This is a genomic window from Nonomuraea sp. N2-4H (assembly GCF_045291505.1).
In the GTDB taxonomy this organism is placed as follows: Bacteria; Actinomycetota; Actinomycetes; order Streptosporangiales; family Streptosporangiaceae; genus Nonomuraea; species Nonomuraea fastidiosa.
Map to the genome: position 1 here is coordinate 4577180 of NZ_CP147987.1, position 25439 is coordinate 4602618.

19 protein-coding genes and 1 pseudogene are annotated in these 25439 nt (G+C 72.6%); 9 read left to right on the top strand and 11 right to left on the bottom strand.

Features of this window, described 5'->3' with window-relative positions:
- Positions 1–20: 20 nt before the first annotated feature.
- The 5 genes and pseudogenes from scpA to WBK31_RS21115 all read right to left on the bottom strand — a co-directional run bounded on the left by scpA (position 21) and on the right by WBK31_RS21115 (position 7639).
- Positions 21–2165: a methylmalonyl-CoA mutase gene (gene scpA / locus WBK31_RS21095; RefSeq protein ID WP_364054286.1), complete on the bottom strand. Its 2145-nt coding sequence runs from the start codon at positions 2163–2165 to the stop codon at positions 21–23.
- A 327-nt stretch (positions 2166–2492) separates the two neighbouring features.
- Positions 2493–3908 (bottom strand): annotated as a pseudogene (locus WBK31_RS21100) (methylmalonyl-CoA mutase subunit beta); the annotation flags it as partial.
- Positions 3909–3953: 45 nt separating this feature from the next.
- Positions 3954–4718 carry an N-acetylmuramoyl-L-alanine amidase gene (locus WBK31_RS21105; RefSeq protein WP_364054292.1) on the bottom strand — a complete coding sequence of 255 codons (765 nt, stop codon included), beginning with the start codon at positions 4716–4718 and terminating at the stop codon, positions 3954–3956.
- Between the two features lie 81 nt (positions 4719–4799).
- Entirely contained in the window at positions 4800–5738 is a 939-nt protein-coding gene (gene mtnA, locus WBK31_RS21110; RefSeq protein ID WP_364054295.1) for an S-methyl-5-thioribose-1-phosphate isomerase, read from the bottom strand.
- 35 nt (positions 5739–5773) lie between these two features.
- Positions 5774–7639, bottom strand: a complete 1866-nt coding sequence (locus tag WBK31_RS21115) for a CASTOR/POLLUX-related putative ion channel (protein ID WP_406673014.1) — start codon at positions 7637–7639, stop codon at positions 5774–5776.
- A 219-nt stretch (positions 7640–7858) separates the two neighbouring features.
- Here WBK31_RS21115 and WBK31_RS21120 point away from each other — a divergent pair, with 219 nt between their 5' ends.
- Positions 7859–8968: a DUF5925 domain-containing protein gene (locus tag WBK31_RS21120; RefSeq protein WP_364054301.1), complete on the top strand. Its 1110-nt coding sequence runs from the start codon at positions 7859–7861 to the stop codon at positions 8966–8968.
- A gap of 46 nt (positions 8969–9014) precedes the next feature.
- On the opposite strand, the gene WBK31_RS21125 is transcribed toward WBK31_RS21120, so the two are convergent.
- Positions 9015–12596, bottom strand: coding sequence for a DUF6493 family protein (locus WBK31_RS21125; RefSeq protein WP_406673015.1), 3582 nt, complete (start codon positions 12594–12596; stop codon positions 9015–9017).
- A gap of 214 nt (positions 12597–12810) precedes the next feature.
- Between WBK31_RS21125 and WBK31_RS21130 the strand changes: the two genes are divergently transcribed.
- The 3 genes from WBK31_RS21130 to WBK31_RS21140 are packed head-to-tail and all read left to right on the top strand — an operon-like array spanning position 12811 to position 17141.
- A complete protein-coding gene (locus WBK31_RS21130; RefSeq protein WP_364054307.1) occupies positions 12811–14013 on the top strand; it encodes a C39 family peptidase in 1203 nt (400 codons plus the stop codon).
- 3 nt (positions 14014–14016) lie between these two features.
- Complete coding sequence (locus WBK31_RS21135) at positions 14017–15876, top strand: prolyl oligopeptidase family serine peptidase (RefSeq protein WP_364054310.1); 1860 nt, start codon at positions 14017–14019, stop codon at positions 15874–15876.
- Entirely contained in the window at positions 15873–17141 is a 1269-nt protein-coding gene (locus WBK31_RS21140) for a M20/M25/M40 family metallo-hydrolase (protein ID WP_364054313.1), read from the top strand. Before WBK31_RS21135 ends, WBK31_RS21140 begins: the two co-directional genes overlap by 4 nt.
- 11 nt (positions 17142–17152) lie before the next feature.
- On the opposite strand, the gene WBK31_RS21145 is transcribed toward WBK31_RS21140, so the two are convergent.
- The 3 genes from WBK31_RS21145 to WBK31_RS21155 form a co-directional block, all read right to left on the bottom strand.
- Entirely contained in the window at positions 17153–17896 is a 744-nt protein-coding gene (locus tag WBK31_RS21145; RefSeq protein ID WP_364054316.1) for a DUF427 domain-containing protein, read from the bottom strand.
- 43 nt (positions 17897–17939) lie between these two features.
- Positions 17940–18527 (bottom strand): hypothetical protein, encoded by a 588-nt coding sequence (locus WBK31_RS21150; protein WP_364054319.1) that lies wholly within the window; start codon positions 18525–18527, stop codon positions 17940–17942.
- A 193-nt stretch (positions 18528–18720) separates the two neighbouring features.
- Positions 18721–19353, bottom strand: coding sequence for a TetR family transcriptional regulator C-terminal domain-containing protein (locus tag WBK31_RS21155; RefSeq protein ID WP_364054322.1), 633 nt, complete (start codon positions 19351–19353; stop codon positions 18721–18723).
- Positions 19354–19420: 67 nt separating this feature from the next.
- Between WBK31_RS21155 and WBK31_RS21160 the strand changes: the two genes are divergently transcribed.
- Positions 19421–19927 carry a hypothetical protein gene (locus tag WBK31_RS21160; protein WP_364054325.1) on the top strand — a complete coding sequence of 169 codons (507 nt, stop codon included), beginning with the start codon at positions 19421–19423 and terminating at the stop codon, positions 19925–19927.
- 24 nt (positions 19928–19951) lie between these two features.
- Here WBK31_RS21160 and WBK31_RS21165 read toward each other — a convergent pair whose 3' ends face one another.
- Complete coding sequence (locus tag WBK31_RS21165) at positions 19952–20419, bottom strand: adenylyltransferase/cytidyltransferase family protein (RefSeq protein ID WP_364054328.1); 468 nt, start codon at positions 20417–20419, stop codon at positions 19952–19954.
- Between the two features lie 169 nt (positions 20420–20588).
- Here WBK31_RS21165 and WBK31_RS21170 point away from each other — a divergent pair, with 169 nt between their 5' ends.
- The gene (locus WBK31_RS21170; RefSeq protein ID WP_364054331.1) at positions 20589–21041 is read left to right on the top strand and encodes an ATP-binding protein; all 453 of its coding nucleotides are present in this window, start codon (positions 20589–20591) and stop codon (positions 21039–21041) included.
- 13 nt (positions 21042–21054) lie between these two features.
- Here the strand turns inward: WBK31_RS21170 and WBK31_RS21175 are convergent, their stop codons facing one another.
- Entirely contained in the window at positions 21055–22026 is a 972-nt protein-coding gene (locus WBK31_RS21175; RefSeq protein ID WP_364054334.1) for a helix-turn-helix transcriptional regulator, read from the bottom strand.
- Between the two features lie 384 nt (positions 22027–22410).
- Between WBK31_RS21175 and WBK31_RS21180 the strand changes: the two genes are divergently transcribed.
- Genes WBK31_RS21180 through WBK31_RS21190 form a run of 3 tightly spaced genes read left to right on the top strand, consistent with a single transcriptional unit; the run spans position 22411 to position 25417 of the window.
- Positions 22411–22896: a hypothetical protein gene (locus tag WBK31_RS21180; RefSeq protein ID WP_406673016.1), complete on the top strand. Its 486-nt coding sequence runs from the start codon at positions 22411–22413 to the stop codon at positions 22894–22896.
- Positions 22797–24467, top strand: coding sequence for a TRAP transporter permease (locus tag WBK31_RS21185; RefSeq protein ID WP_406673017.1), 1671 nt, complete (start codon positions 22797–22799; stop codon positions 24465–24467). Before WBK31_RS21180 ends, WBK31_RS21185 begins: the two co-directional genes overlap by 100 nt.
- Complete coding sequence (locus WBK31_RS21190; RefSeq protein ID WP_378787915.1) at positions 24464–25417, top strand: TAXI family TRAP transporter solute-binding subunit; 954 nt, start codon at positions 24464–24466, stop codon at positions 25415–25417. Before WBK31_RS21185 ends, WBK31_RS21190 begins: the two co-directional genes overlap by 4 nt.
- Positions 25418–25439 lie beyond the last annotated feature (22 nt).

Below are 25439 nucleotides of genomic sequence, written 5' to 3' on the forward strand. Positions count from 1 at the left end.
GCTTCGGGGGCCGCGCCCGGCTAGTGGCGCTTGCTGAGCTGCTCCAGGAGGTCCAAGGCGGCGTCGGCGATGACGGTGCCGGGCGGGAAGATGGCGGCGGCGCCTGCGGCGCGCAGCGCGTCCTCGTCGCCGGGCGGGATGACGCCGCCGACGACGATCATGATGTCGGAGGCGTCGAGCGCGGCGAGCGCGTCGCGCAGCGCGGGCACCAGCGTGAGGTGCCCGCCGGCCAGCGTCGAGACGCCGACGATGTGCACGTCGGCCTCGACCGCCTGCCTGGCGACCTCCTCAGGGGTCTGGAACAGCGGGCCGACGTCGACGTCGAAGCCGAGGTCGGCGAAGGCGGTGGCGATCACCTTCTGGCCGCGGTCGTGGCCGTCCTGCCCCATCTTGGCGACCAGGATGCGCGGCCTGCGCCCCTCGGTCTCGGCGAAGGCGTCGCAGGCGCGGCGGGCCCGCTCGATGCCGGCGGCCTGGCCTGACTCGTCGCGGTACACGCCAGTGATCGTACGCACCGGCTCGGCGTGCCGCCCGAACACCTTCTCCAGGGCCTCGGAGATCTCGCCCACGGTGGCCTTGGCGCGGGCGGCGTCCACGGACAGCTTGAGCAGGTTGTGCTCCAGGCCGGGCGCGGGGTGCGAGGCGGCCTTGGTGAGCGCGTCGAGAGCGCGCCGCACGGCGTCGGGGTCGCGTTCGGCCTTGAGCCGGGCGAGTTTTTCGAGCTGGCTCGCGCGTACGGCGCTGTTGTCGACCTTGAGCACCTCGATGTCGCGGTCCTCGTCGGCCCGGTACTTGTTGACGCCGATCACCGGCTGCCTGCCGGAGTCGATGCGGGCCTGCGTACGGGCGGCGGCCTCCTCGATGCGCAGCTTGGGCAGCCCCGCCTCGATAGCCTTGGCCATGCCGCCGGCCTCCTCGACCTCCTGGATGTGCTGCCAGGCGCGGGCGGCGAGGTCGTGGGTGAGGCGTTCGACGTAGTAGGAGCCGCCCCACGGGTCGATGACGTGCGTGGTGCCGGACTCCTGCTGCAGGAGGAGCTGGGTGTTGCGGGCGATGCGGGCGGAGAAGTCGCTGGGCAGGGCGAGCGCCTCGTCGAGGGCGTTGGTGTGCAGCGACTGGGTGTGGCCCTGGGTGGCGGCCATGGCCTCGACGCAGGTGCGGGCGACGTTGTTGAAGACGTCCTGGGCGGTCAGCGACCAGCCGGAGGTCTGGCTGTGCGTACGCAAACTGAGCGACTTGGGGTTCTTCGCCCCGAACTGCGAGACGAGTTTGGCCCACAGCAGCCGGGCGGCGCGCAGCTTGGCGACCTCCATGAAGAAGTTCATGCCGATGCACCAGAAGAACGACAGCCGGGGCGCGAACCGGTCGATGTCGAGCCCGGCGGCGGTGCCCGCGCGCAGGTATTCGACGCCGTCGGCGAGCGTGTAGGCCAGCTCCAGGTCCAGCGTGGCGCCGGCTTCCTGGATGTGATAGCCGGAAATACTGATGGAATTGAATTTCGGCATCTTTTCGCTCGTATAAGCGAAAATATCCGAAATAATGCGCATCGACGGCGCCGGTGGATAGATGTAGGTGTTGCGGACCATGAACTCCTTGAGGATGTCGTTCTGAATGGTCCCCGCGAGCTGCTCGGGCGCGACGCCCTGCTCCTCCGCCGCCACGATGTAGAGGGCCAGGACGGGCAGCACCGCGCCGTTCATGGTCATGGACACCGACATGCGGTCGAGCGGGATGCCCTCGAAGAGCTGCCGCATGTCGTAGATCGAGTCGATCGCGACCCCCGCCATGCCCACGTCGCCCGCGACGCGCGGGTGGTCGGAGTCGTAGCCGCGGTGCGTGGCCAGGTCGAACGCCACCGACAGGCCCTTCTGCCCGGCCGCCAGGTTGCGCCGGTAGAAGGCGTTGGAGTCCTCGGCGGTGGAGAAGCCGGCGTACTGGCGGATGGTCCACGGCTGGTTGACGTACATGGTGGGGTACGGCCCGCGCAGGTACGGCGGCGCGCCCGGGTAGGTGCGCAGGAAGTCGAGCCCGTCCAGATCGGCGGCGGTGTAGAGCGGCTTGACCGCGATGCCCTCGGGCGTCTCCCACACCTCGCCGTCCGGCTCGGGGGCCCCTGCGGGCTCGGGCAGGGGGCCGAGCGGGATGCCGGAGAAGTCCGGGATCATCGGGTCACCTCCAGGTCGTCGAACGTCTCGCGGAGCACGGCCTGGCACGTCGCAACCGGCGTAGAGGTTCGCGTCCACCCCCTCGTAACGTCCCTTCCCCGCCAGCCACACCTTCTTCGCCCCGGCCCTGCGCAGCGCGGCCGCGACGGAGACGGCGTGCTGCTCGTAGAGCCGGTCGGTGGAGCACAGGCAGGCGACGGAGGTGCCGCTGGCGGCGAACGCGGCGGCGATCTCCTCGGGGTCGGTGCCGGGCCCCGCGGTCTCGACGGCGAGGCCGCCCGCCTGGAACAGGTTGGCGGCGAACGTGGCCCGCGCGCTGTGGGCGGCCAGGGGGCCGATCGTGGCCAGGAACACCGTGGGCCGCTCGGGCTGGGCGTCGGCGAGGTCGCGCAGCCGCTCGTACGGCTCGGCGTACCGGATCCTCGGCAGCCCGGACCCGGACTCGCGCGGCACGGGCGCGCTAGCGCGGCGCAGCGGCTTCTCGGCCGGGTCGGGGAACTCGCTCACCCCGGTGATGGGGAAGCGGCGGTGCGCGATGTCGTCGTCGCGGCGCGCGCGGGTGGCGGCGATGCGCTCGGCGATCAGCGTCCCCGCCTCCAGGATGCCGCCGGCCGCCTCGATCTCCTGGAAGAAGGACCACGCGGCGGAGGCGAGGTCGGCGGTGCGGCGTTCGACGTACCAGGAGCCGCCGGCCGGGTCGATGACGCGCCCGAGCCCCGACTCCTCGAGCAGCAGCGACTGGATGTTGCGGGCGAGCCGCCTGGAGAAGTCGTCGGGCAGCCCGAGGCAGGCGTCGAACGGCTGCACGGTGATCGCCGCGGCCCCGCCGACCCCGGCGCCGAAGCAGGCCAGGGTGGTGCGCAGCAGGTTCACCCACGGGTCGCGGACGGTCATCATGGCCGAGCCGGTGACGGCGTGCTGCAGCTGGCCGCCCGCGCCGGGCGCGCCGCAGACCTCGGCGACCCTGGCCCACAGGCGGCGCGCGGCCCGCAGCTTGGCGATGGTGGCGAACTGGTCGGCGGTGGCGGCGTACCGGAACTCGATCTGCCCGAGCGCCTGTTCGGCGCTGAGCCCGGCAGCGGTGAGCGCGCGCAGCTCGGCGACGCCCGCCGCGATCGAGCAGGCCAGCTCCTCGGCGTCGCTGCCGCCCGCGTCGTGGTACGGCGTGGCGTCCACGGTCACGGCCCGCAGCCCCGGATGCCGCTCCAGGCAGCGCTGCGCCAGCTCGGCACCGCCGGTGCCGCGCGCCGCCGAGGCGCCCAGGTTGCCGGACGGCTCGACGCCGCGCTCGGCGGCCAGCGCGAGCAGGGCCTCGGCGGCCTCGGGGGTCTGCTCCCCCGCTTCCAGGACGATGGGCGCGAGGTCCAGGTAGACGTCCTTGAGCACGGTGCCGAGCGCGCTCACCGGGATGGCGCCGTCGCCGACGACCAGCCACAGCGAGGTGACGCCGTTCTCCAGGTCGGCGAGCACGGCATCGGGGTCGGGCACGGCGTGCCGCTGCCGCACGTCCCAGCCGCCGCGCACGCGCGAGCCCCGCACGTAGGGGGCGGCTCCGGGGCGGCCGGGGTCGCCGGGCAGGTCGTTCGCGTCGTAGAGCGGCGCGATCGTCAGCCCGTCGTACGTCGTCCTGGACAGCGCCTGCTCCGGGGAGTCCGTCTCGATCCCCGACTTGCGCAGCACCTGCGCGGCCAGCGCCCGCCAGTCGTCCCGTGAGGTGGGAGCGAACCCCGCTGCCAGTTCCATGGTTCGGATAGTAGGCGGAACCCCCCGAACCCAGTAACCCCGGGTCTAACCCTCCCAGGTCAGGCGCCAGGTGATCGGTCCCACGATGCCGTCGGCGGTCACGCCCTGCTGCCGCTGGAAGCGGCGGCACACGTCGCGCGACTGCGGTCCGTACGCGCCGTCGACGTCCAGCTCCCAGCCGCGCCGCCGCATCTGCGACTGCCAGGTGAGCACGTCCTCGCCGTGCATCACGGGCGGGTAGCCGAGCAGCCGTCCGGGGAACGGCGGAGCCGCAGGAGGGCCGCCGCCCTCGTCGCCGCCGGCCGGGCGGGGCGCGCCGCGCCGCACCCAGGCGTAGAGGGGCTCGCCGGGGCAGTCGGTGGCGTAGCCGTCGCGGTGGCCCTTGATCTCCTTGCCGGCGCTGCCGTTCCGCCGGACGAACTCGATGGCGTCGACGATGGCGTGCAGCACGCCGTCGGGCGGGCGGACCAGGCCGGCGTTGCCGACCAGGCCGAGCACGGCGTAGTGGCCGGCGTTCAGCCCCGGGCCGTTGGCGGCGGGCAGGTGGTGCAGGCCCCGGCCCTCGAACACCTTGCGGTGCGGGCAGGCGACGTAGCTGTAGCCGATGTCGATCCAGCCGTTGCCGTCCATGTGGTAGGCCTGGATGGAACGTACCAACGCCACGCAACGGGCATGGTCGGACACGATGGCCTCGTCGACCCTGCCGCCCGTGTAGTGGACCTTGACTCCTTTGGTGGAGTCGAGCTGTGTGTAGTCGCCGCGCGGGGCGCGGGCGTTCCATTCGCGCCTTAACACCAGGTCGATGGCCACCGTGAGCTCCGAGATTCGCTGTCTTGGCAACTGAGCGTAACCCGGAGGGCGCGGACCGGTCAGGGGATCGGCGATATTCCTTTACGGTCTGATGACCCGCTGCTCGGTCACGATCGCGGTGATGAGGTCGTGGGGCGTCACGTCGAAGGCCGGGTTGAGCGCCTGCGTGCCCTCGGGGGCGATGCGCACGCCGCGGATGGAGACGATCTCCTCGGCCCCGCGGTCCTCGATCTCGATCTTGTCGCCCGACGGGGTGTCGGGGTCGATCGTGGACTCGGGCGCGACCACGATGAACGGCACGCCGGCCCGCTCCGCGCCGAGCGCCAGCGCGTACGAGCCGATCTTGTTGGCGGTGTCGCCGTTGGCGGCGATGCGGTCGGCGCCGATGAGCACCGCGTCGACGTCGGCCTGCGCCAGCAGGTAGGGGCCCGCGGAGTCGGCGATGAGCCGGTGGGGCGCGCCCATCCTGGCCAGCTCCCAGGTGGTGAGCCGGGCGCCCTGCAGCAGCGGCCGGGTCTCCAGCACCAGCACCTCGGCCAGCCGCCCGCGCTCGTGCAGCGTCTGCACGACGCTGAGCGCGGTGCCGCGCTCGACGGCGGCGAGCCCGCCGGTGTTGCACACGGTCATGACGCGCAGGCGGTCGCCCTCGAGCAGGTCGGCGCCGCGCTCGCCCATGGCCCTGCTGGCGGCCAGGTCGTCGTCGCGTACGCGCAGGGCGGCGGCCAGCACGGCCTCACGGCCCTCGCTCAGGTGGGCGGCCGCCTGGTCGACGCCCCAGGCGAGGTTGACCGCGGTGGGCCGGGCGGCGCGCAGCGCGGCGATCTGGTCGGGGTCGCCGTCGGCCAGCACGACGCCGAGCGCCCCCGCCACGCCGAGCGCGGGCGCGCCGCGCACCGCCAGCCGCTGAATGGCGTCGATCAGCTCGGCGACGGTGTGGATGCGCAGCGTGACGCACTTGTCGGGCAGCAGGGTCTGGTCGATGATCTCGACGGCGCCGTCCACCCAGTCGATGGTCCTCACGGCAGAAACGCTAACCCAATCTCTCGTTGCGGCAATCAGCGTTCGGACAGCACGATGACGGAGTCGCGCTCGCCCAGCACGATCGGCTTCCTCTTGTCGGGGTTGAGGACGATGCCGTAGTGCGGCGGATCGTTCCTGGCGCTGTTGTCGCGGTAGCCGATGGCGGTCTCGCCCCTGCGCCGCGCGGCCTCCACGACGGTGGAGAACGACACCTCCACGCCCGTCTTCACGTAGTCGGTGGCCGGGCGCGGGTAGATCTCCGAGCCGCGCGAGTCGAAGAGGTAGGAGAACACCTCGGCCAGGTGCCGGTTCTCGGCGAGCTGGGCGAGCAGCAGGCCGATGACCGTGTTGCTGATCACGATGTCGTCGGCCTCGGTGACCTCGGCCAGGGCGCGGTTGTTCTCGTCGTGCATCTCGCTGACGATCGAGTAGTGCTCGCCGAGCGTCTTTTGCATGTCGCGCAGCTGCAGCAGCGTCATGAGCGTGCGGGTGTCGGCGTGGTGCGGGTCGAAGCGGTCGTCGGAGAGCACGATGACGTGCTGGAACAGGCCGACGCCGAGCGCCTCCAGCGCGAACCTGTCGGTGGTGTCGCAGTCCTTGACGTTGACGGTGAGGTTGCGCAGGCCCGTGAGCTCCATGGCGGCCTTGGGGTGGTCGGTCGCGACCTCCAGCACCGAGCCGGGGGCGACGTAGCCGTCGAGGTAGCGGATGATCTGCTCGGCGCGGCCGTTCCAGTTGAGCAGCAGCGTGCGCTCGGGCTCGGTGGGCGCCTTCTCCGACGCGATGATCGCCGCCTCCTCGATGTGCGGCTCGTCGGCGGCCAGCCGGACGTGGGAGTCGTCGTTGGCGATGACGATCACCTGGTCGTCGGCGTTGATGACGGTGTCGAACGGCGGGTTGAGCACGACGCCGGTCGGGCGGCGCAGGCCGATCACGGAGGCGGTCTCGTACGCGTGCAGCGCCTCTCCGTACGTGACGCCGATGAGCTTCTTCGGGGTGCGCAGGTAGATCTCGCCGCCGTCGAAGTTCAGCAGGTCCATGCAGACCACGGACATGCCGGACTGGCGGGACGACTGCACGATCAGGCGGGAGGCGGTGTCGTCGGAGTCGACCAGGTGCACGTCGTCACCACCGGCCAGGCGGGCGGCGGCCATGTTGCGGCTGGAGGTGAGCGCGGCCACCACGGGCGGGCGGATGCCCTCGCGCTTGGCCAGCGCGAGCAGGATCTTGATGACGTGGGCGTCGGGGTCGTCGCGCTCGGGCGAGAGCACGACAACGGAGCGGGCGGTGGCGAGGTTCATCAGCTCCAGGTCGCGCGGCTCGGTCGGGCGTCCCGTACGGCAGACGACGCGGGTGTGGCCGAGGTCGCCGAGCCGCTCGCGGATCTCCTCCTCCATCTCCAATTTGTCACGTTCCGCGAGAATCGAGATGACGGAGTGCTTCTGGCTGGCCTGGGCCTTGGCCAGCTCGGAGATGATCGTGAAGACCTGGTCGGACCAGCCGAGGATCACCGTGTGCCCCGATTCCACGATCCGCGAGCGCCCTCTGCGCAGCCGGTCCACCTTCTGCTTCAACCCGTTGGACAGCAGACCGACGAGCATGCTGACGATGAACAACCCGCCGAGCGACATCGCGAACATGACCGCCACGTACGCGAACGAGCCCTCGTCGCTGGCCACCTTGCCCGGGCTGAGCGCGTGCATGAGGGCGATCCACGCCACCTCGCCGGCGTGCTGCACACCTTCGGGCTCGTTGGGGGCCAGCCACAGCGTCAACCCGGTCACGACCACGATGAGCGCGAGCGACACGATCGCCAGCCACCCGATGAGCGAGGCCGTGCCCTTCGACATGGTGTTGTCGAACCAGTACCTCGCCCGCTCGCGGAACGTGACTTTCGACACTTCCCCCATACCTCCGCTTAAGCACTGATTTACCCGACGTCACAAGGTACCGGGCGATGTTGGTCTACGCATGGCGAAGCGCTCCGAATCCCCTACGCCATAGGGGCTGGCGCGCCCGGCCCCCTCCTCATCACCCGGCCGGGTACGCTCAGAGGGATATACGTGTCCCCAGCCGAAAACTCGTCGACATACGGCCCCGAGACGGAGATCATCAACGGTATGTCTGTGATCAAGGAGGTGCCGTTCCCCAGCCCGGACTCCTCTGAGCTCCCGATGAACATCTGGATCGACGACGCCGATTCCGCCATCGACGTGATCGACGCGCTGGCGCTGTCGCCGTTCGCGACAGGCGTGCAGCCGTGGTCGCGCCTGGCCAACCTGGAGCGCGTACGCCCTGACGCCCCGCTCGCCCCCGCCGGCGGCCGGGTGCTGCGCACCGCCCGGGTCGAGGACGGCCCGGAGTCGAAGCTCATCTGCGGAGACGGCTGGACGCTGCGGGTCGTGCGCCACCGCAACCGGACGGCGACGGTCAGCGTGACCGCGGTCAACGAGGACCTCGCCCAGAGCGTGCTCGCGGAGAGCATCGAGGGGGCGGAAGAGCCCGTACCAGAAGCCGATCACGTGGAGATGGGCTTCTGGTGGCGCGGCATGCACGGCGGCACCCGGTCCGAGAAGCCGATCACGGCGCAGCCCTGGTCGGAGATCAGCGGCAACTACTCGGCCAAGATCCGCCCCGCGCTCGACCGGCTCATGTCGATCACGCCTGAGGACGTCAACGGCCGCCTCATCCTGCTGCACGGCGAGCCCGGCACCGGCAAGACCACGCTGCTGCGCACCCTCGCCAAGCAGTGGCGCGACTGGTGCCAGGTCGACTGCGTGCTCGACCCCGAGCGGCTGTTCAACGAGCCCGGCTACCTCATGGAGGTCGCCGTCGGCTACGACACCGACGAGGAGTCCCAGCGCTGGCGGCTGCTCGTACTCGAAGACTGCGACGAGCTCATCAGCTCCGGCGCCAAGGCGCAGGCGGGCCAAGGGCTCTCCCGGCTGCTCAACCTCACCGACGGGCTGCTCGGGCAGGGCCGCGACGTGCTCGTCGCGATCACCACGAACGAGGACCTCGCCCGCCTCCACCCCGCCGTCGTCCGCCCCGGCCGCTGCCTGGCGCAGCTGGAGGTGGGGCCGCTGAGCAAGGAGGAGGCGATCGCGTGGCTCGGCACGTCCGAGGGCGTCGGCCCGTCGGGCGCCACCCTGGCCCAGCTGTATGCGCTGCGCGCGGGCCGCGAGATCACCCCGACGCCCGGCGACGAGTCGACCGGCCTCTACTTGTAACGGCCGGTTTCGGGGGCGCAAGGCGTGCGCCCCCGAACCGCCGGCATCAGGTGAGATAGGTGTGCAGGCGGCGGGCCTCACGCACGAACGTGTTCGACGCCTTGCGCCCGGCGATCTCCGCCACGCACGGCACCGCACCGCGCGCCCCCGCCCACCTTGCGGCCCGCAGCGCGAAGACGAGCCCTTGGGTGTGCCGGGTGTGCGGCCGCTCCCCCGGCCCCGGCAGGAACCCCGGCAGGAACGCGGTCATGATCCGCCACACCTCCCGTTGCGCGCCGAGCGCCGCCGCCGCTTCCAGGGTCTCGAACGCCGGGCCCGGCTTGAGCTCCGTACGGCGGAGCAGCAGCGCGAGCCGCCGTCCCACCCGTTCGGCGTCCAGCTCCCCGCGCGCGGCCAGCTCGACGACCGGGCGGGCCCGCTCCTTCGCCGCCGCCCGCGACCGGTCCGCCGCGAGGTAGGCCACGACGAGCGCGAGCGCGTCCCCGGGCGGCCCACCCGCCGCCGCCAGGGCCGGCGCCTGCGCCGCCTCCACTCGTGCCCGCCGCCACCGCTCCATGAGATGCGGAACGAAGTACGCCGCCACGGCCTCGCGATCCGACGGCATCAGGTACGGCCACCACCCCAGGTAACCGCCGTGATCGCGTAACCCGTGCGCCGCCGAGCCGCCCAGCAGCCCGTCCACCAGCGCCAGCCCGGTCGGCGCGGCCAGCCGCAGGCGCGCGCCCAGCTCATGCACCCGTCCGGCCCTCGCCGCACAACACTGCCACCTGTCGTGCGGTGCCGCCTCACCGGCAGACCCGCCGATGCCCCGGCCCCGGCCGGCGCCTTCACCGCCCGGACCGCCGTGGCGAGCAGCGCCCGTGCCGGTCCCGGGAGCACCGGCCACGCCGGAACCGGATGCGCCGTACGAACCGGACTCCGCCAGGCCGGAACCAGACACGCCAGACACGCCAGACTCCGCCAGGCCAGGACCGGACACGCCGTACGGACCGGCCTCCGCCAGATCGGGACCGGACGCGCCGGACGCGCCGGACTTCGCCAGGGCGGGCTCTGTCAGGGCGGCGCCGGACAGGTCCACGCCGGGGCCGCCGAGGATGGGGCACCACCAGAGGAGTTCGGCGACCGGCTCCGGCCGCCCACCGGTCATCCAGCGGGCAGCGGCCCGGCCGGCCTTGGACGTGAGCCCGGCCGCGCGCACCACCACCTCCTGCGGGATCACGCGTGGCAGCCGTAGCAGCGCCTGCTGCAGGTCGGCGGGCAGGGCCTCGGCCCCGGCCCGCTCGTAGCCCGCCAGCCGCTCGACCAGGACCGCGGGGTCGAGCCCTCCGGCGTCGTCGGTGGGCTCGGCGAGCAGGTAAGGCGGGGGCGTTCCGGCCGCGAGCGCATCGTGCACCTCGGCCCAGCGCCGCAGCAGGAACAGGTGCGGCCCCGGCACATCCCCGGCTTGCGGCAGCCGCTGCAAGGCAGCCGAGGACACGCCGCCCACCTCACGCGCGCCCGCCGCGACGCCAAACCCGCTCTCTCCGAAGCCGACGTCCCCCTCACCCGCACGGATGGCGGCGACGGCCCCCTGGCCGCCAGGTGCGACGCCGACCTCGCGGGCGGCGGGAGGGACGCCCGCCGCCCGCGCGCCGGGCATGATGCCTGCCCCACGAGCGGCGAGGGTGGTGCCGGAGCCGTCTCCACCGCGCCCTGCGTCGCCCGCGACACCCCCGCCGACCCGGCTCGTACGGCCGGATAAGCGAGTGGCGGCACCTCTGCGCGGCCTGGTGGTGCGGGGCAGGGTGAGGATGAGGCGAGTGATCGCCTGAGCCCACTGGTCGATGTCCAGCCAGGGGCCGGACGGCGGGTTCGGGGGCGGGCGGCGAGTGGTGAGCCGGGCGGCGAGACCGATCGGGTCGTGACCGTACAGATGGACGACTCCGGCGAGCCACCGTTCCGCATCCTGCCACCCGGCACCCGGCCAGGGATCCAGCTCGTACGCCGCCCGCACCGGCGAAGGGAACGCTCCAACAGGAAGCGGTTCGGGCAGCGGCACGGGGCGGAAGCCGTCGGGATGCCGGGCCCCCTCCCCCGTCTTCCCGCCGAAGACGGCCGCCAGCGTCTCCCGCAGCTCCTGCGGCAGTGCCTGCGCCGCCTCCCTGATCGCCCGCGCTCCGTCGGCGGTGAACCGCTTGGCGTGCTTGACCGCCACCCGCACGGCCCGCCCCTGCACGTCAGCGGATTCCGAACCGAACGCGCGCCCGAGCGCCGACGCCAGCTCGTCGAGCCCGGCGGCCGGATCGGCGGCGGCGACCTCGTCGAGCCAGGTGACGCCGGCCGTCTGGAGCTTGCGTTCCCGCCTGGACAGCAACGCCCGCAGCGCCCCGGTCACCTCGCCGGGCTCCAGGTCCCCGAGCCGCCGTACGTGCCTGAGCACCGTCTCGGCGACCGCCCCTGGCGCGGCGGACAGCAGCTCCAGGTAGGCGCTGCGGCGCCCGCTCACCTCGTCGTAGGTGGGTTGGAGCAGCTCGTGCAGGCGTACGAAGAAGCGCAGGTCGGCGGGCTGCCCGCCGCGCAGGAAACGCCGCAGGCACCCGTCGAGCAGCAGGTCGCGCTCGATCCGCCCGTCGGCGGCGAGCTCGTGCAGCGCGGCCAGCCAGGAGCGGGGCTTGGGCGGGTCTGAGCGTTCGTCCCGCAGCAGCGCCCCGACGCCATCGGCGTCGAACAGCCTCGGCACGAGGTGGTCGAGCAGCGGGTCGGCGCGCAGCGCGGCGGCGTCGGGCGTGCACGCGGCCCAGGTGAGGACGAGCGGGTCGTGTACGGGCGGCACCACGCCGGTGTGGCGTAGCAGGGCGAGCACCATGCGGACCCCCTGCCCGGGTCCGCCGCGCCGTCGCGGCCCAGGGACCAGCTTGAGCGCGGCCAGGGTGGCGAACTCGGCCCGCCACTCCGCCGTACGCCCGGCCATGGCGTCGGCGAGCAGCCCGAACAGGGCGGCGTCGCCGGGATCGTCGTCACTCCGGACGCGCCCACCACGCGGGCCCGCGCCGCCCGATCGTCCCCGCCGCCGCCCGTGCTCCGAGTGACGGCCTTTGCAGGTGGCGTGATGCGGTGCCTGGGGCCCGGCGTGGCGAGCCGCGTGCGGGCCATGCTCCACCAGAGCCTGCGGACCTGGCCGATCAGCGGCGACCTGCAGGCCGTCCTCTGAAGGCTCCGGCACGCCGGGCTCGTACGGCGCGCCGGAAGCGTCCTGCGCAGGAGCCCGCAGCGCGGACCGCTCGGCGGCATCAATGCCGCGGTCCAGGGGAGCCTGCGAGTCGGGCCCGTAAGGCGCACGGGAGGCGTCCCGCCGGCCGGAGCGCTCGGAGGCGCGCAAGCCGTGCTCCGCAGCAACCCGCGGGCCGGGCCGCTCAGAGGCGCGCAAGCCGTGCTCCGCAGCAACCCGCGGGCCGGGCCCCTCGGAGGCCGGCACCGCGTCCTCTGCGAGAGCCGCAGGGCCGGGGTGCCCGTGCGTGTGCGGGCCGGGCGACAACGTGCGGGGGTCGAGGCGGAGCAGGAGGTCGGCGGCCACATCGGCGTCGCCGGAGCCGATGGCCGCCGCCACCGCCGCCCACGACGCGGCGACCGGCTCCTCCTCGACGCTCACGGCGCCACCTCCCGCGCCGCCGGTAAGCCGGGTGACGGCCCCTCGCCGGAGAGCGTGGGGGCGGGCCTGCCGGCGTCCGCAGGACGGTGCCAGGGGATGGGGCCCGCGGGGCGACGCCCGGGGCGCGTGTGCCGTTGAGATACAGGAGTCATGAGCCGAACCCTAAGGTGGCGGACCGACAATCCCCCGGTACGTAAACCATCCGATGTGCGACATGCCGCGCAAAACCACAATGTGGCTGGTGCTCACCGTCGATCCGGCCCGCGTCGCCTTCACCCGCTTCGCCATACCGACGACCCCGGAAAACGCCGCATCGACGACCCCGGGGAGCCCCGCGCCGACGACCCCCGGAAGCCCTGCGGCGACGCTCCTCGGAAGCCCCGTGCCGACGGCTCCGGAAGGCACCGTACCGACGGTCCAGGAAAGCGCGGAGTGGACGAGCGAGGAGCACCCGATCGGCTTCGCCGCCACCCAGATCATCCCGTCGTGGACGGCCCGCACCCCGCCCGGCTCATGGATCGAGATCGCGTTACGCGCCAGGCCCGCCGCGGAGCCGGGCAGGTGGACCAAGTGGTACGTCATGGGCCGCTGGTCCGAGCACGGCGACCCGCGCACGTCCGTGCCCGGCCAGGGCGACGAGGACGGCGACGTCGCGGTGGACACGTTCGTGGCCAGGCGGCCGGTGACGGCCTACCAGGTACGGGTGACCTGGCACGGCGGCGGCGCCGAGGTGACCGGGCTGGGCGTGATGGCCTCGGCCCTGCCACCCCGCCCGCCGTCCACGAGCGTTTTCGGCCCCGGCGGCGCGGTGGAGCTGGACGTGCCCCGCCACTCGCAGTACGCGCACGCCGGTCACCACCCGCGCTACGACGGCGGCGGCGCCAACTGGTGCAGCCCGGCCTCGGTGGCGATGGTGCTGGCGTACTGGGGCCGCGGCCCGTCGCCGGACGAGCTGGCCTGGGTGGGCGACGGCGACCCCGCACCGGCGGTGGACCACGCGGCGGCGGGCACGTACGACGCGAGCTACCAGGGCACCGGCAACTGGCCGTTCAACGTGGCCTACGCCGGCCGCTACGGTCTGAAAGGCTTCGTGACCCGGCTGCGGTCGGCGGCGGAGCTCGAGCCGTTCATCAGGGCCGGCATCCCGGTGATCACCTCGCAGTCGTTCAAGGCGCACGAGCTGCCCGGCTCCTGCTACAGCACCGACGGCCACATCCTGGTCGTCACCGGCTTCACGGCCGGCGGCGACGTCGTGGTCAACGATCCCGCCGCTCCCACGGACGACGAGGTCAGGCGGGTCTACCCGCGGGCCGCGTTCGAGCACGTGTGGCTCCGACGTTCGGGAAGCGGCGGCATCGTGTACGTGCTACACCCTCCAGACGTTCCTCTTCCTCCGAGTACCAACGGCAATTGGTGAGTTATGAGCATTAGCCCGATCGATGTGGCCAGGACCGACGGCGGCCCCCAATGGGTGGAGGCGGTGGCCACCGCCGCCGGGGTCGAGGTCTGGTGGGACGAGCCCCGCCCGCACGAGGGCGGACGGCGCTGCGTGGTCCGCCGCCTGCCGGACGGCACCCGTACGGACGCGCTCCCCGAGGGCTGGAACGCGCGCAACCGGCTCGTCGAGTACGGCGGCCGCTCCTGGCGTCCGCTGCCCGGCGGCGGCCTGGTCTTCACGAACTGGTCCGACCAGCGCCTCTACCGCCTGGACGACGGCGGGACGCCGGTGCCGCTCACGCCCGAGGGCCCGTCGCGCTACGGCGACCTGTACCTGCCGCCGGGCCGCGCCGAGGTGTGGGCGGTCAGGGAGACGAACGACGTGCGCGACCTGGTGGCGGTGCCGCTGGACGGCGGCGGCGTACGGGTCATCGTCAAAGCGCAGCACTTCCTGATGAACCCGCGCATCTCCCCCGACGGCCGCAAGGTCGCCTGGATCGGCTGGGACCACCCGAACATGCCCTGGGACGGCACGGAGCTGTGCGTCGCGCCGCTGAACGACGACGGCACGGCGGGGCCGTACGAGGTGGTGGCGGGCGGCCCGAGCGAGTCGGTCACGCAGGCGGAGTGGCGCGACGCCGGCAGCCTGTACGCGGTCACCGATCCGACCGGCTGGTGGAACGTGCACCTCGTGCCGCTCGGCGGCGGCCCCGCCCGCAACCTGACCCCGATGGAGTCGGAGTTCGGCGTGGCGATGTGGAAGCCGGGCCTCGCCACGTTCGCGGTGGCCGAGGACGGCCGCCTGGTGGTCGTGCACGGCACCGCCGACCACCGCCGCCTGGGCGTGCTCGACCCGGAGACCGGCGAGCTGCGCGAGGTCGGCGGTGACGCCACCCACTGGTCGGCGACCGTCTCGGTGGCGGGCGGCAAGGCGGCGGCGGTGAAGGGGACGCCGTACACGCCGCTGGAGGTCACGCTAGTCGGGCTGGACGACGGCGCGCACGAGGTCGTCTCGCCGCCCAAGCCGCTGCCGGACCGCGCGCTGCTGCCGGCCCCGGAGACGGTGACGATCGAGGGCGTGCACGCACACCTGTACCCGCCGTCCGGCGCGCAGGGACCCGGCCCGTACGTGATCTTCGTGCACGGCGGCCCCACCGGCTCCATGCCGCTGCTGCTCGACCTGGAGATCGCCTACTTCACCAGCAGGGGCATCGGCGTCGCGGTGGTCAACTACGGCGGCTCGACCGGCTACGGCCGCGCCTACCGGGAGCGGCTGCGCCACCAGTGGGGCGTGGTGGACGTGCAGGACTGCGCCAAGGTGGCGCGCGGGCTGGTCGAGCGCGGCGTGGCCGACGCGAGCAGGATCGCCATCAGGGGCGGCAGCGCGGGCGGCTGGACCACGGTGGCGGCGCTGGTGCACAGCGACGTGTTCGCGGGCGGGGTCGCGCACTACGCGATCACCGACCCGGAGAGCTGGGCCGCCGAGACCCACGACTTCGAGTCGCGCTATCTGGACGGCCTGGTGGGCCCGCTGCCCGAGACGCGGCAGCGCTACACCGAACGCTCCCCGCTCCTGAACGCCTTCCGCGCGTCGGGCCCGTGCCTCATGCTGCACGGCCTGGAGGACGCGATCGTGGACGTGAGCCAGGCCCAGCGGTTCACCGCCGAACTGGACAAACACGGTAAAGAGTGGGCTTTGCTCACCTTCCCCGGCGAGCAGCACGGCTGGCGCAGGGAAGAGACCATCGTCGCGGTGCTGGAGGCCGAGCTGGCCTTCTACGGGCTGATCTTCGACATGGAGACCCCCGACGTGCCGCCTCTGACACTGAAGGGGAGAGCGTGAAGAGCGTCGCCGAGATCTGCTCGGACCTGATCAGGTTCGACACCACCAATCCCGGCTCCGGAGAGCGACCGGCCGCCGAGTACGTCGCCACGCTGCTGGCCGACGCCGGGATGGAGCCGGTGGTCTTCGAGTCGGCGCCCAAGCGGACCACGGTCGTGACCAGGATCGACGGCGACTCGCCCGACGCGCTGCTGATCCACGGCCATCTCGACGTGGTGCCCGCCGACCCGTCCGAGTGGGCCATGCACCCGTTCTCGGGCGAGATCGTGGACGACTGCGTGTACGGCAGGGGCGCGGTCGACATGAAGGGCTCGTGCGCCATGACGCTGGCGACCGTGCTCGGCATGGCGGAGCGCGGCGAGCGGCCCAAGCGCGACCTGGTGCTGGCGTTCCTCGCCGACGAGGAGGCGACCGGCGACTACGGCTCGCGCCACGCGGTGGGCGAGCACCGGGAGCTGTTCGACGGGGTGAGCGAGGCCATCAGCGAGTCGGGCGGGTTCAGCGTCACCTCGGGCGAGCACCGGGTCTACCCGATCGCGGTGGGCGAGCGGGGCACCGCCTGGATGAAGCTGACCGCGCACGGCGTCGCCGGTCACGGCTCCCGCCCGCCGGCCGACAACCCGGTCGCGACGCTGGCGCACGCCCTGTCGCGGGTGGCGTCGTACGAGTGGCCGGTACGCCTGACGCCCCCGGTCGCGGCGCTCATCAAGGACCTCGGCGAGATCACCGGGCAGCCGGTGGACCTCGACCGCCTGGACGCCGAGGCGGCCCGGCTCGGCGCGCTCGGCCACCTGTTCAAGGGCCAGATCCGCAACTCGGCGAACCCCACCATGCTGGACGCCGGCTACAAGGTGAACGTCGTGCCCTCCACGGCCGAGGCGCACGTGGACGGGCGCTACCTGCCGGGGCTGCAGGAGGAGTTCCTCGACGTGATCGACGACCTGCTCGGCCCGAAGGTGACCCGCGAGTTCGTCAACCTGGAGGACGCGCCAGGCGCGCCCTACCCGTCGGCGTTCTTCGACGAGCTGGCCGGGGCGCTGATGGCCGAGGACCCGAAGGCGCGGCCGGTGCCGTACGTGATGGCGGGCGGCACCGACGCCAAGTCGTTCGCCAGGATCGGCATCAAGGGCTACGGCTTCGCGCCGCTCATGCTCCGTCCCGACCTCGACTACTTCGGCATGTTCCACGGCAAGGACGAGCGGGTGCCGGTGGAGGGCCTGGAGTTCGGCACCCGCGTGCTGACCCGCCTGCTCACGGCCGCCTGACCGCCCGCCAGTCAGGCGAACTTGGTCTTCGGCCGGTCCTGCAGCACGCCGTCCACGTAGACGTCGAGCTTCTCGTCGTAGAACGCGATCAGCCCGGCGATCTTCTCGCTCTCGGGCAGCGGCGTGCGGTAGGACCAGGCCAGGTCCTTCTTGCCGTTGACCGACCAGTACTCGGCCGTGCCCTTGTACGGGCAGTGCGTGACGGTGCCGGTGGGCTCCAGCAGGTCGAGCCGTACGTCGGTCTTGGGCAGGTAGTAGCGGGTGGGCAGCCCGGTCTCGAACAGCAGCCGCGGGCTGTGCGAGTCGGCCACGGTGACGCCGTCCACCTCGATGCGGACGTGCCGTGAGCTGCTGAGGATGTCCACCCGCGTGTACGGGTCGCGCGGGTGGAAGAAGACCTCCTCGTCCTCCTCGAACCAGGCGTCCATGGCGTCCCACTCGAACCGCACGTGGCCCCTGATCTCCTCAAGGGGTGAGTCGGGGTAGACGAGGGCGGCGTCCGCGGCCTCCGACGTGCCGGAGACGACGTTGTAGACCACCGCGTCGCCGCGGCTCGGGGAGTGCTTGGTCGCGCCGGTCGGCTTGAGCGCGGACTCCTCGACGTCGGCCGGCGGGAAGTAGTAGGTGGGGTAGTAGGGCACCTCCCACACCAGGAGGGCGGAGGTGGTGTCGGCCACCACCCGGCCGCCGAGGTAGGTCCTGACACGCTTGGCCGTACGCTCGACGCGCACCCGGCCGCGGCTCTTGGCATCCATACCGGCGGCAACCCGGCCGCCCGCACGCCTATTCCGCCGCCGGTCAGCTGAGACCGAAGGCGGCCAGCGTCCCCCACGTGATGAGCGCGCCGACCGCCGCCCCCGCGGTGACCTGGGACCAGGTGTGGTGCGAGAGCCGTACCCGCGCCCAGCACACCAGCGCCACCACGGCCGCCCCGCCGAGCACGGCCGGCCAGGCGGGCAGCACGTGCGCGAGCACCACGACCGTGCCCGCGGAGACGGCGGCGTGAAAGGAGATCTTCCAGCGCAGCGTGATCGGGACGGTCACGCCCAGCGCGATCAGCATCGCCGTCACCGTGGCCACGAGCAGCGTCGGCGCGCCCATGAGGATCAGCAGCACCAGCGCGACCAGCACGGCCGCCACGGCCGCGAGCAGCGGCTTGGTGCGGCGCGTGCGGTCCACGATGTGATGCGAGTCGAGCCACCCTCTGCGCACTCCCACCGCGATCACCGCCGCCGGCACCCCGCCGCAGAGCGCCGACGCCACCAGCCCCCAGGCGGCGCCGCTCCACCCCTGCGCGAGCAGCCCGACGGCGGGCGGCATGACGATCACCAGCACTTGAGGTGCCAGGATGTTCGTCACCCGCTTCGCCACCAGCTCGGCCGTCATGTCACGAAACAGTACGCGATCATGCCCCGCATCCGGCCAACCGACCCGGCAAAACCCCAGGTAAGCCCTCGTATACCCACCTTCTCCACCCGTTCTGTGCCCTGACCCGTCACCCAGGCGCCCCGACCGCAGCACCCGCGAAGCGGTGAGGCGCGGCAAGGCGCCGTGGCAGCGGCGTGGCAACGGGGCGTGGTCAGGAGGGTGGGCCGGGGGTCAGGGCGGTGAGGTGGGTGCGGAGGACGGCGAGGAGGGTGTCGGGCTCCAGCCGATCCGGGTAGAAGGCGGCTTCCAGGGCCAGGCCGTCGAGGAGGGCGCAGAGGCGGCGGGCCTCCAGGGCGACGTCGGCGCCCGGGCGCAGCCTCCCCGAGCGGCGCGCGCCTTCCAGCACGCGGGTGGTGAGCGCGAGCAGCCCGTCGTACAGCTCGTCGGCGTACGCGCGCAGCTCCGGCCGGGTGCGGGCGGCGGCCGCGAAGGACAGCCAGACGACGACCTCGGTCCTGCGCTCGTCGTCCAGCGGCAGCAGCTCGGCGAGCATGCCGGCGACGATCTCGCGCTGCTCGCCGGGCGACAGCGGGGCGGACGGGTCGAGGAGGCGCTCGGCGTGGGCGGTCAGCCGGGTCATCAGCCGCGCGGCCATCTCCCGCATCGCGAACACCATCAGCTCGGTGTGCCCGGCGAAGTAATGGCGTACGGAGCCGATGGCCAGCCCGGCCTCGGCGGCGACGTTGCGCAGCGACGCCTGCTCGATGCCGTCGCGGCAGATCACGCGGAACACCGCCTCGGCGACCGCGCGCCGCCGCTCCTCCGGATCCACGATCTTCGGCACGGGCTCTTTTATAGCACGGTCATGCTAGATTCTTTTTGGCATGGTCGTGCTATAAACGGAGGCGTACATGAGCGATGCACTGTCCCCCCTGCTCGTGGTGGCGATGGTCGTCGTGGTGGTGATCCGGCGGTTCAAAGGTGAGCCGCTGCGGGCCCGCGACCTGTTCACACCGCCCGTCGTGCTCATCGGCATCGGCGCGTACACGCTGGTCAAGGACGTGCACCCGGCGGGGGCGGACCTCGCCTGGGTGCTGGCGGGCACGGTGGCGGGAGTGCTGCTGGGCGCCGTGCGGGGGCTCACTCCGCGCCTGTACGTCCGCGACGGCCACATCTGGCAGCGCTACACCGGCTGGACCCTGCTCGCGTGGGCCGTCTCTGCCGGGATCAACGCGGGCATCGGCGCCCTGGCGACGGCGGCGGGCACCCCCGACCAGGTCCGCCCGATGGCCCTCTCCATCGGCGTCAGCCTGCTCGGCGAGGCCGCGGCCCTCGGCCTGCGCGCCCGTACGCTGGGCGCACCCTTCGCGCCCGGCGGGGACGACTCTCTGCTCGACCGCCTGGCCGGTCGCCGCTGAGGCCGGCCCGCCGGCCGCGAAGGCTCAGCCCTTGGAAGCGGCGTTGACGATGCGGGTGGTGGAGCGGCCGGGGATGGCGTCCATCTCCCAGCACTCGGCCCCCAGGATGGCCGCGGCGGCGGCCCTGGCCCCCGCGTGCGGGTCGCCGGCGGTGTGGGCGAGCGCGCCGGGACGCATGGGGGCGAGCAGGTCGATGTAGTCCTCGGGCCCGTGCGCCTCGGGCGGCCCGGCCACGATGAAGACGCCCGTCACGAACCGGAGCGCGGCCAGCACCTCGGCCCGCTCCGCCGCCGGGTTGACCGGCCGGGTCGGCCCCTTCCAGGCGCGTACGCGCGGATCGTCCTCGACGCCGACGACGAGGGGAAGCCCCCGGGCGGCCACCGCGCCGAGGTAGCGCACGTGGCCCACATGCAGGATGTCGAAGACTCCGGTGACGACCGCCGCGCCAGGCCGGTCGTACGGTTGCACCCAGACGGCCTCCAGGCTGCTCACGCGACCTCCTGCTCCCCCATGGGCCTAGACGACTCGTCGATCGCAGCGTACTCGGTCGGCGCAGCAGGCCGTGCAGGCGACCTCGGAAAGGCGATTCCTACCTTTTCGCGATAGTCCCCGGGCCCCCGTTCGCGCGTCTCATTACGTCACCGATATGGGGGAGGTCGCCGTGGCACCGCCGGACACGCAGCAGGTGATCGAGGACTACCGGCCCGGCCCGAACGATCACGTGGTCCGGTTGCCGGGGAAACCGTCGCAGGTGTCGAGGGCCAGGGCGCTGGTGGCGTCGGCGCTCGGCCGTGATCATCCGCTCTACGACGACGTGGTGCTGCTGACGAGCGAACTGGCCACGAACGCGGTGCTGCACAGCAGATCGGGTGCGGGGGGCTCGTTCACGGTGAGCCTGGCCAGCTCGCGCGGCGCGGTACGGGTGTTCGTGACGGACTCGGGATCGGACCGGCCGCCGTGCGTGTGCCGTACGGGGGCGCAGGACACCAGCGGCCGGGGGCTGCCGCTGATCGAGGCGCTGAGCCACCGCTGGGGCTTCACCCGCCAGCAGGGCTCGACGACGGTCTGGTTCGAGCTGGTCGGCGAGCGGCTGCCCGCCGGCCTGGCCGTCTGACGCGGCGGGGGCGTCAGAGGTCGAGGCGGCACAGGCCCTCGGCGAGCGCCTTGGTGGTCAGGCGGGTACGGCTGTCGCAGCCGAGTTTGGCGAAGATGTGCTCCAGGTGCGTGGTCACCGTGCGCACGCTGAGCACGAGCGCCGCCGCGATCTGCGGGTTGGAGTCGCCGGCCGCGACCCTGGTGAGCACGTCGATCTCGCGGCCGGTCAGGTCGTACGGCAGCGTGCACGGCCGCTCGGCCACCACCGCGCCCTGCAGCGAGCCCTGGAACCCGACCCCGGCCCTGACCAGCCGCACCTCGTGCCAGCCGCCGTCACCGCCGAGCCACAGGCCGTGCCTGCTCAGCTCGCGCGAGTCGATGAAGGACCGCGCGTACGCGGCCATCGCCGGGTCGTCCCACAGCACCGGCGAGACCTCGTGGCCGGGCACCTCGCGCCGCGTGCCGAGCCGGTCGAAGGCGACCGCCCGGAACCCGGGCGGCAGCCCCACCGGATCGATCACGCACCGGTTGAGGTCGGTGATGTGCGCGAGCAGCGGGCTGACGGCCGACACCAGCGCGCCGGTGCGCGGCGGGAACGCCTTCCTGGCGGCTAAGTGGAGCAGGCCCGTGAAGCGGCCCTCATCGAGGAAGAGCGGCGCGGTCAGCCCGGCCCGCCAGCCGTAGGGCGCGAGGTGGCGGCGGAAGTAACGCTCGGTGTCCGGCTCGGGCATCTCGACGGGCTCGCGGGTGGCGAGCGCCCTGCGGTAGGCGTCGAGCCCGGCGTACTCCTCGGCCGCGTCGTGGTCGATGCGCGGGTGGCCCTCGGAGATCACGCTGTGGTGGCGGCCGGTGGCGGGGTCGTAGGCGACGAACTCGTACGCGTCGAGCGGGACGACGCGGCGCAGCGCCGCCATCGCGCCCTGGGCGCCCCCACCGCCCGCGACCTGGTAGCCGACCTCGGCGAACGCCTGAAGATGGCGCACGTCAACGGTGATCTGGGCCACGCCTGCCTTTATATCATTTACGGTTTTCCGACCCTCCCTTTACCGAATGCCTACCTGGGGCGGCGGCTGAGCATCGGTGGGGGCGGGGCCCGGAGCGGAAGGCGGGCGCCAGCAGGGAGGCGGGCAGGACCCGCAGCGGAAGGCGCGGCGGCGCCTTCCCCGCCTGGCTGGCCCCGGTGCAGGCGGTGGTGCTGCCGCTGTCGGACGCCGAGCTGCCGGCCGCGGAGAGCGTGCTGCGGCGCTGCCTTGCGTCGGGGCTGCGGGCCGAGCTGGTCCCGGCCGTTTCGGCTGACGCTTGGTGATCAATCGGGTAACAGAGGCTTCCCCGATCGTGTGAACGGCTCGTAAAGTCCGCTCCAACGGCCGAGGTCCGAGGAGGACGGCTTGACCGAGCTGAGCGATCGTGAGGCCGAGCTGGTGTCCGCCCACGAGCAGGAGCGCCCCGCGCGCGAGCTGGGCGGTCCGCTCAAGGCCGGCGTGTGGGTCGTGGGCGGGGTGCTGTCGGCGTACTCGCTGCTGGTGGTGTTCCAGCCGGTGGAGGCGATCCAGCACCGGATGACGTTCCTGGCGGTCGCGCTGCCGCTGGTCTTTCTCTGCTACCGCTCAGGGCTGGACCTGCGGGTGCGCCGCCTGCTGCGGCGCCCCGCCCCGAAACCCTCGGAGCGCCCCAGCCCCGTGCCCTCGGAAAGCCCTGAGTCCTCAGAGCACCCTGACCCCCCTCGGAGCGCCCCGAGCCCTCAGAGCAGGGGAAGCGCGCCGAGCGGCCGAGCGTGGCCGACTGGCTGCTCGCCGCCGCGTCGCTGGCCGTGCTGGTCTACCCGCTGCTCGACATGGACGCCTTCCGCGAGCGCGACTCGGGCGCGGCACTGACGGACCTCGACGTGGCGGCCGGCGTGGTGCTGACGGTGCTGCTGCTGGAGGCGGTGCGCCGCACGGTCGGCCTGACGTTCGCCGTCATCTGCGTGGTCTTCCTGCTGTACGCCTACTACGGCGCGTACCTGCCGATCGACTGGACGATCGGGCACCCGGGCTTCGACATCTCGCAGATCGTCGCGCAGCTCTACACCGGCACCGAGGGCTTCTTCGGCGTCCCGATGCAGGTGGCGGCCAGCTACATCATCCTGTTCACGATCTACGGCGCGGTGCTCGACTACTCGGGCGCCAGCAAGTTCTTCATCGACCTGAGCTTCGCCGCCTTCCGCAGGTCGCGGTCGGCGCCCGGCCGTACGGTGACCACGGCGGGCTTCCTGCTCGGCACCGTGTCGGGCTCGGGCGTGGCGACCACGGTGAGCCTGGGCAGCGTGGCCTGGCCGGTGCTGCGGCGGGCCGGCTACCCGAGGGAGCAGGCGGGCGGCATCCTGGCGGCGGGCGGCATCGGCGCGATCCTGTCGCCGCCCACGCTGGGCGCGGCGGCGTTCATCATCGCCGAGTACCTCGGCGTGAGCTACCTGCAGGTCCTGCTGTACGCGACGGTGCCGACGCTGCTGTACTACCTCGGCATCTTCCTGGCCATCGAGATCGACTCGCGCCGCTTCGGCACCCGCGCGGTCGAGGTGGACGCGCCGCGCGCGGGGAAGCTGCTGCTGCGCTTCGGCTACCACTTCAGCTCGCTGCTCCTCATCGTGGTGCTGATGGCGCTGGACCGGTCGGCGTTCCAGGCGGTGACGATCGCCACGGCGGTCGCGTTCGGCCTGTCGTTCCTCGATCCGCGGCACCGGATGGGGCCGCGGCGCATCGGGCGGGCGCTGGCCAAGGGCGCGCTCGAGGTGCTGCCGGTGACCGCGGTCTGCGCGGCGGCCGGGATCATCGTCGGCGCGATCACGCTGACCGGGCTGGGCCAGAACCTCGCCGACATCATCGTGGACATCGGCGCGGGCAACCTGATCGCGACCACGGTCATGGCGGCCGTCGCGGTGCTGCTGCTGGGTCTCGCGGTGCCGGTGACGGCGAGCTTCATCATCGCCGCGGTGATCATCGGGCCGGCGCTGTTCGACCTCGGCGTGACGCGGCCCGAGGCGTACATGTTCGTCTTCTACTACGCGGTGCTGTCGGAGGTGAGCCCGCCCACGGCGCTGTCGGCGGTCGCGGCGGCGGCCATCACGGGCGGCAACACGTACCGGACGATGCTGATGACCTGGCGGTACACGCTGCCCGCGTTCCTCGTGCCGTTCGCCTTCGTGCTCACGCCCAACGGGCAGGCGCTGCTCGGGCAGGGCCCGTTCGGGACCGTGCTGCTGATGACCGCCGTGTCGGCGGTCGCGGTGGCCGCGCTCGCGGTGGCCACCGGCGGCGCGGCGGCCTGGCCCGAGCGGGTGCTCGCGGCGGTCGCGGCGGTGCTGCTGCTGTTCCTCGAACCCGTCCCCATCGTCGCCGGCCTGGGCGTGCTCGCCGTGGCCGCCGTCGTGCACCTCGTCAGAAGAAGGAGAAGGGACCCAAGGTGAAGCGGATACTCACGATCGTCGCCGCCGCAGTCCTGACCGTGGCCGGCTGCGGCGGCGGTGGCGCGGGCGGCGGCTCGGGCAACCGGATCTCGATCGCCACGGGCGGCACGACGGGCGTCTACTACGTCTACGGCGGCGGCCTGGCCAAGCAGCTGTCGGCCGGCATCGCCAACACGCAGGCCACCGCCTCGGTCACCTCGGCGTCGGTGGAGAACATCAAGCTGCTGGCCTCGGGCAAGGCGCAGATCGGCTTCTCGCAGGCCGACACGGCGGCCGACGCGGTCAACGGCAAGGACAGCTTCACCGCCAAGCAGCCGATCAAGGCGCTGGCCCGCATCTACGACAACTACCTGCACCTGGTGGTCTCCCCCGGCGTGAACGCGGCCACGGTGGCCGACCTGAAGGGCAAGCGCGTCTCGCTCGGTCCCGCCAACTCCGGCACCCAGGTGGTGGCGCGGCGTGTGCTGGAGGCGGCCGGGCTCGACCCCGACAACGACATCAGCAAGCAGCAGCTGTCCATCAACGAGTCGGTGCAGGCCGCCAAGGACGGCACGATCGACGCGTTCTTCTGGGTCGGCGGCCTGCCCACGGCCGGCATCACCGACCTCGCGGTGAGCAAGCCGGACATGAAGATCATGGACACCTCCGACGTGCTGGAGAAGATGCGCGCCACCTACGGCGAGCAGTACGTCGGCCTCGACATCGACCTGTCCACGTACAAGCTGCAGGGCGGCACGATCAAGACCGTCGGCATCGCGAACATGCTGCTGGTGCCCGACTCGATGAACGAGCAGCTCGCCTACGACATCACCAAGACGCTGTTCGAGAAGAAGGCCGAGCTGGAGAAGGTGCACCCGGAGGCGAAGAAGCTGGACCCGGCGCTCGCGCAGCAGGTGGCCCCGGTCGAGCTGCATCCGGGCGCGGCCCGCTACTTCCGGGAGAAGGGCTGATCAGGCTGGTTCTCGCGCTGGC

What these genes read in the sequence shown, in the direction of transcription:
- WBK31_RS21160 (WP_364054325.1), top strand. Translation starts at nt 19,421, where the DNA reads ATGAGCGATGCACTGTCCCCCCTGCTCGTGGTGGCGATGGTCGTCGTG.
- WBK31_RS21150 (WP_364054319.1), bottom strand. Translation starts at nt 18,527, where the DNA reads ATGACGGCCGAGCTGGTGGCGAAGCGGGTGACGAACATCCTGGCACCT.
- WBK31_RS21135 (WP_364054310.1), top strand. Translation starts at nt 14,017, where the DNA reads ATGAGCATTAGCCCGATCGATGTGGCCAGGACCGACGGCGGCCCCCAA.
- scpA (WP_364054286.1), bottom strand. Translation starts at nt 2,165, where the DNA reads ATGATCCCGGACTTCTCCGGCATCCCGCTCGGCCCCCTGCCCGAGCCC.
- WBK31_RS21130 (WP_364054307.1), top strand. Translation starts at nt 12,811, where the DNA reads ATGCCGCGCAAAACCACAATGTGGCTGGTGCTCACCGTCGATCCGGCC.
- WBK31_RS21120 (WP_364054301.1), top strand. Translation starts at nt 7,859, where the DNA reads ATGTCTGTGATCAAGGAGGTGCCGTTCCCCAGCCCGGACTCCTCTGAG.
- WBK31_RS21145 (WP_364054316.1), bottom strand. Translation starts at nt 17,896, where the DNA reads ATGGATGCCAAGAGCCGCGGCCGGGTGCGCGTCGAGCGTACGGCCAAG.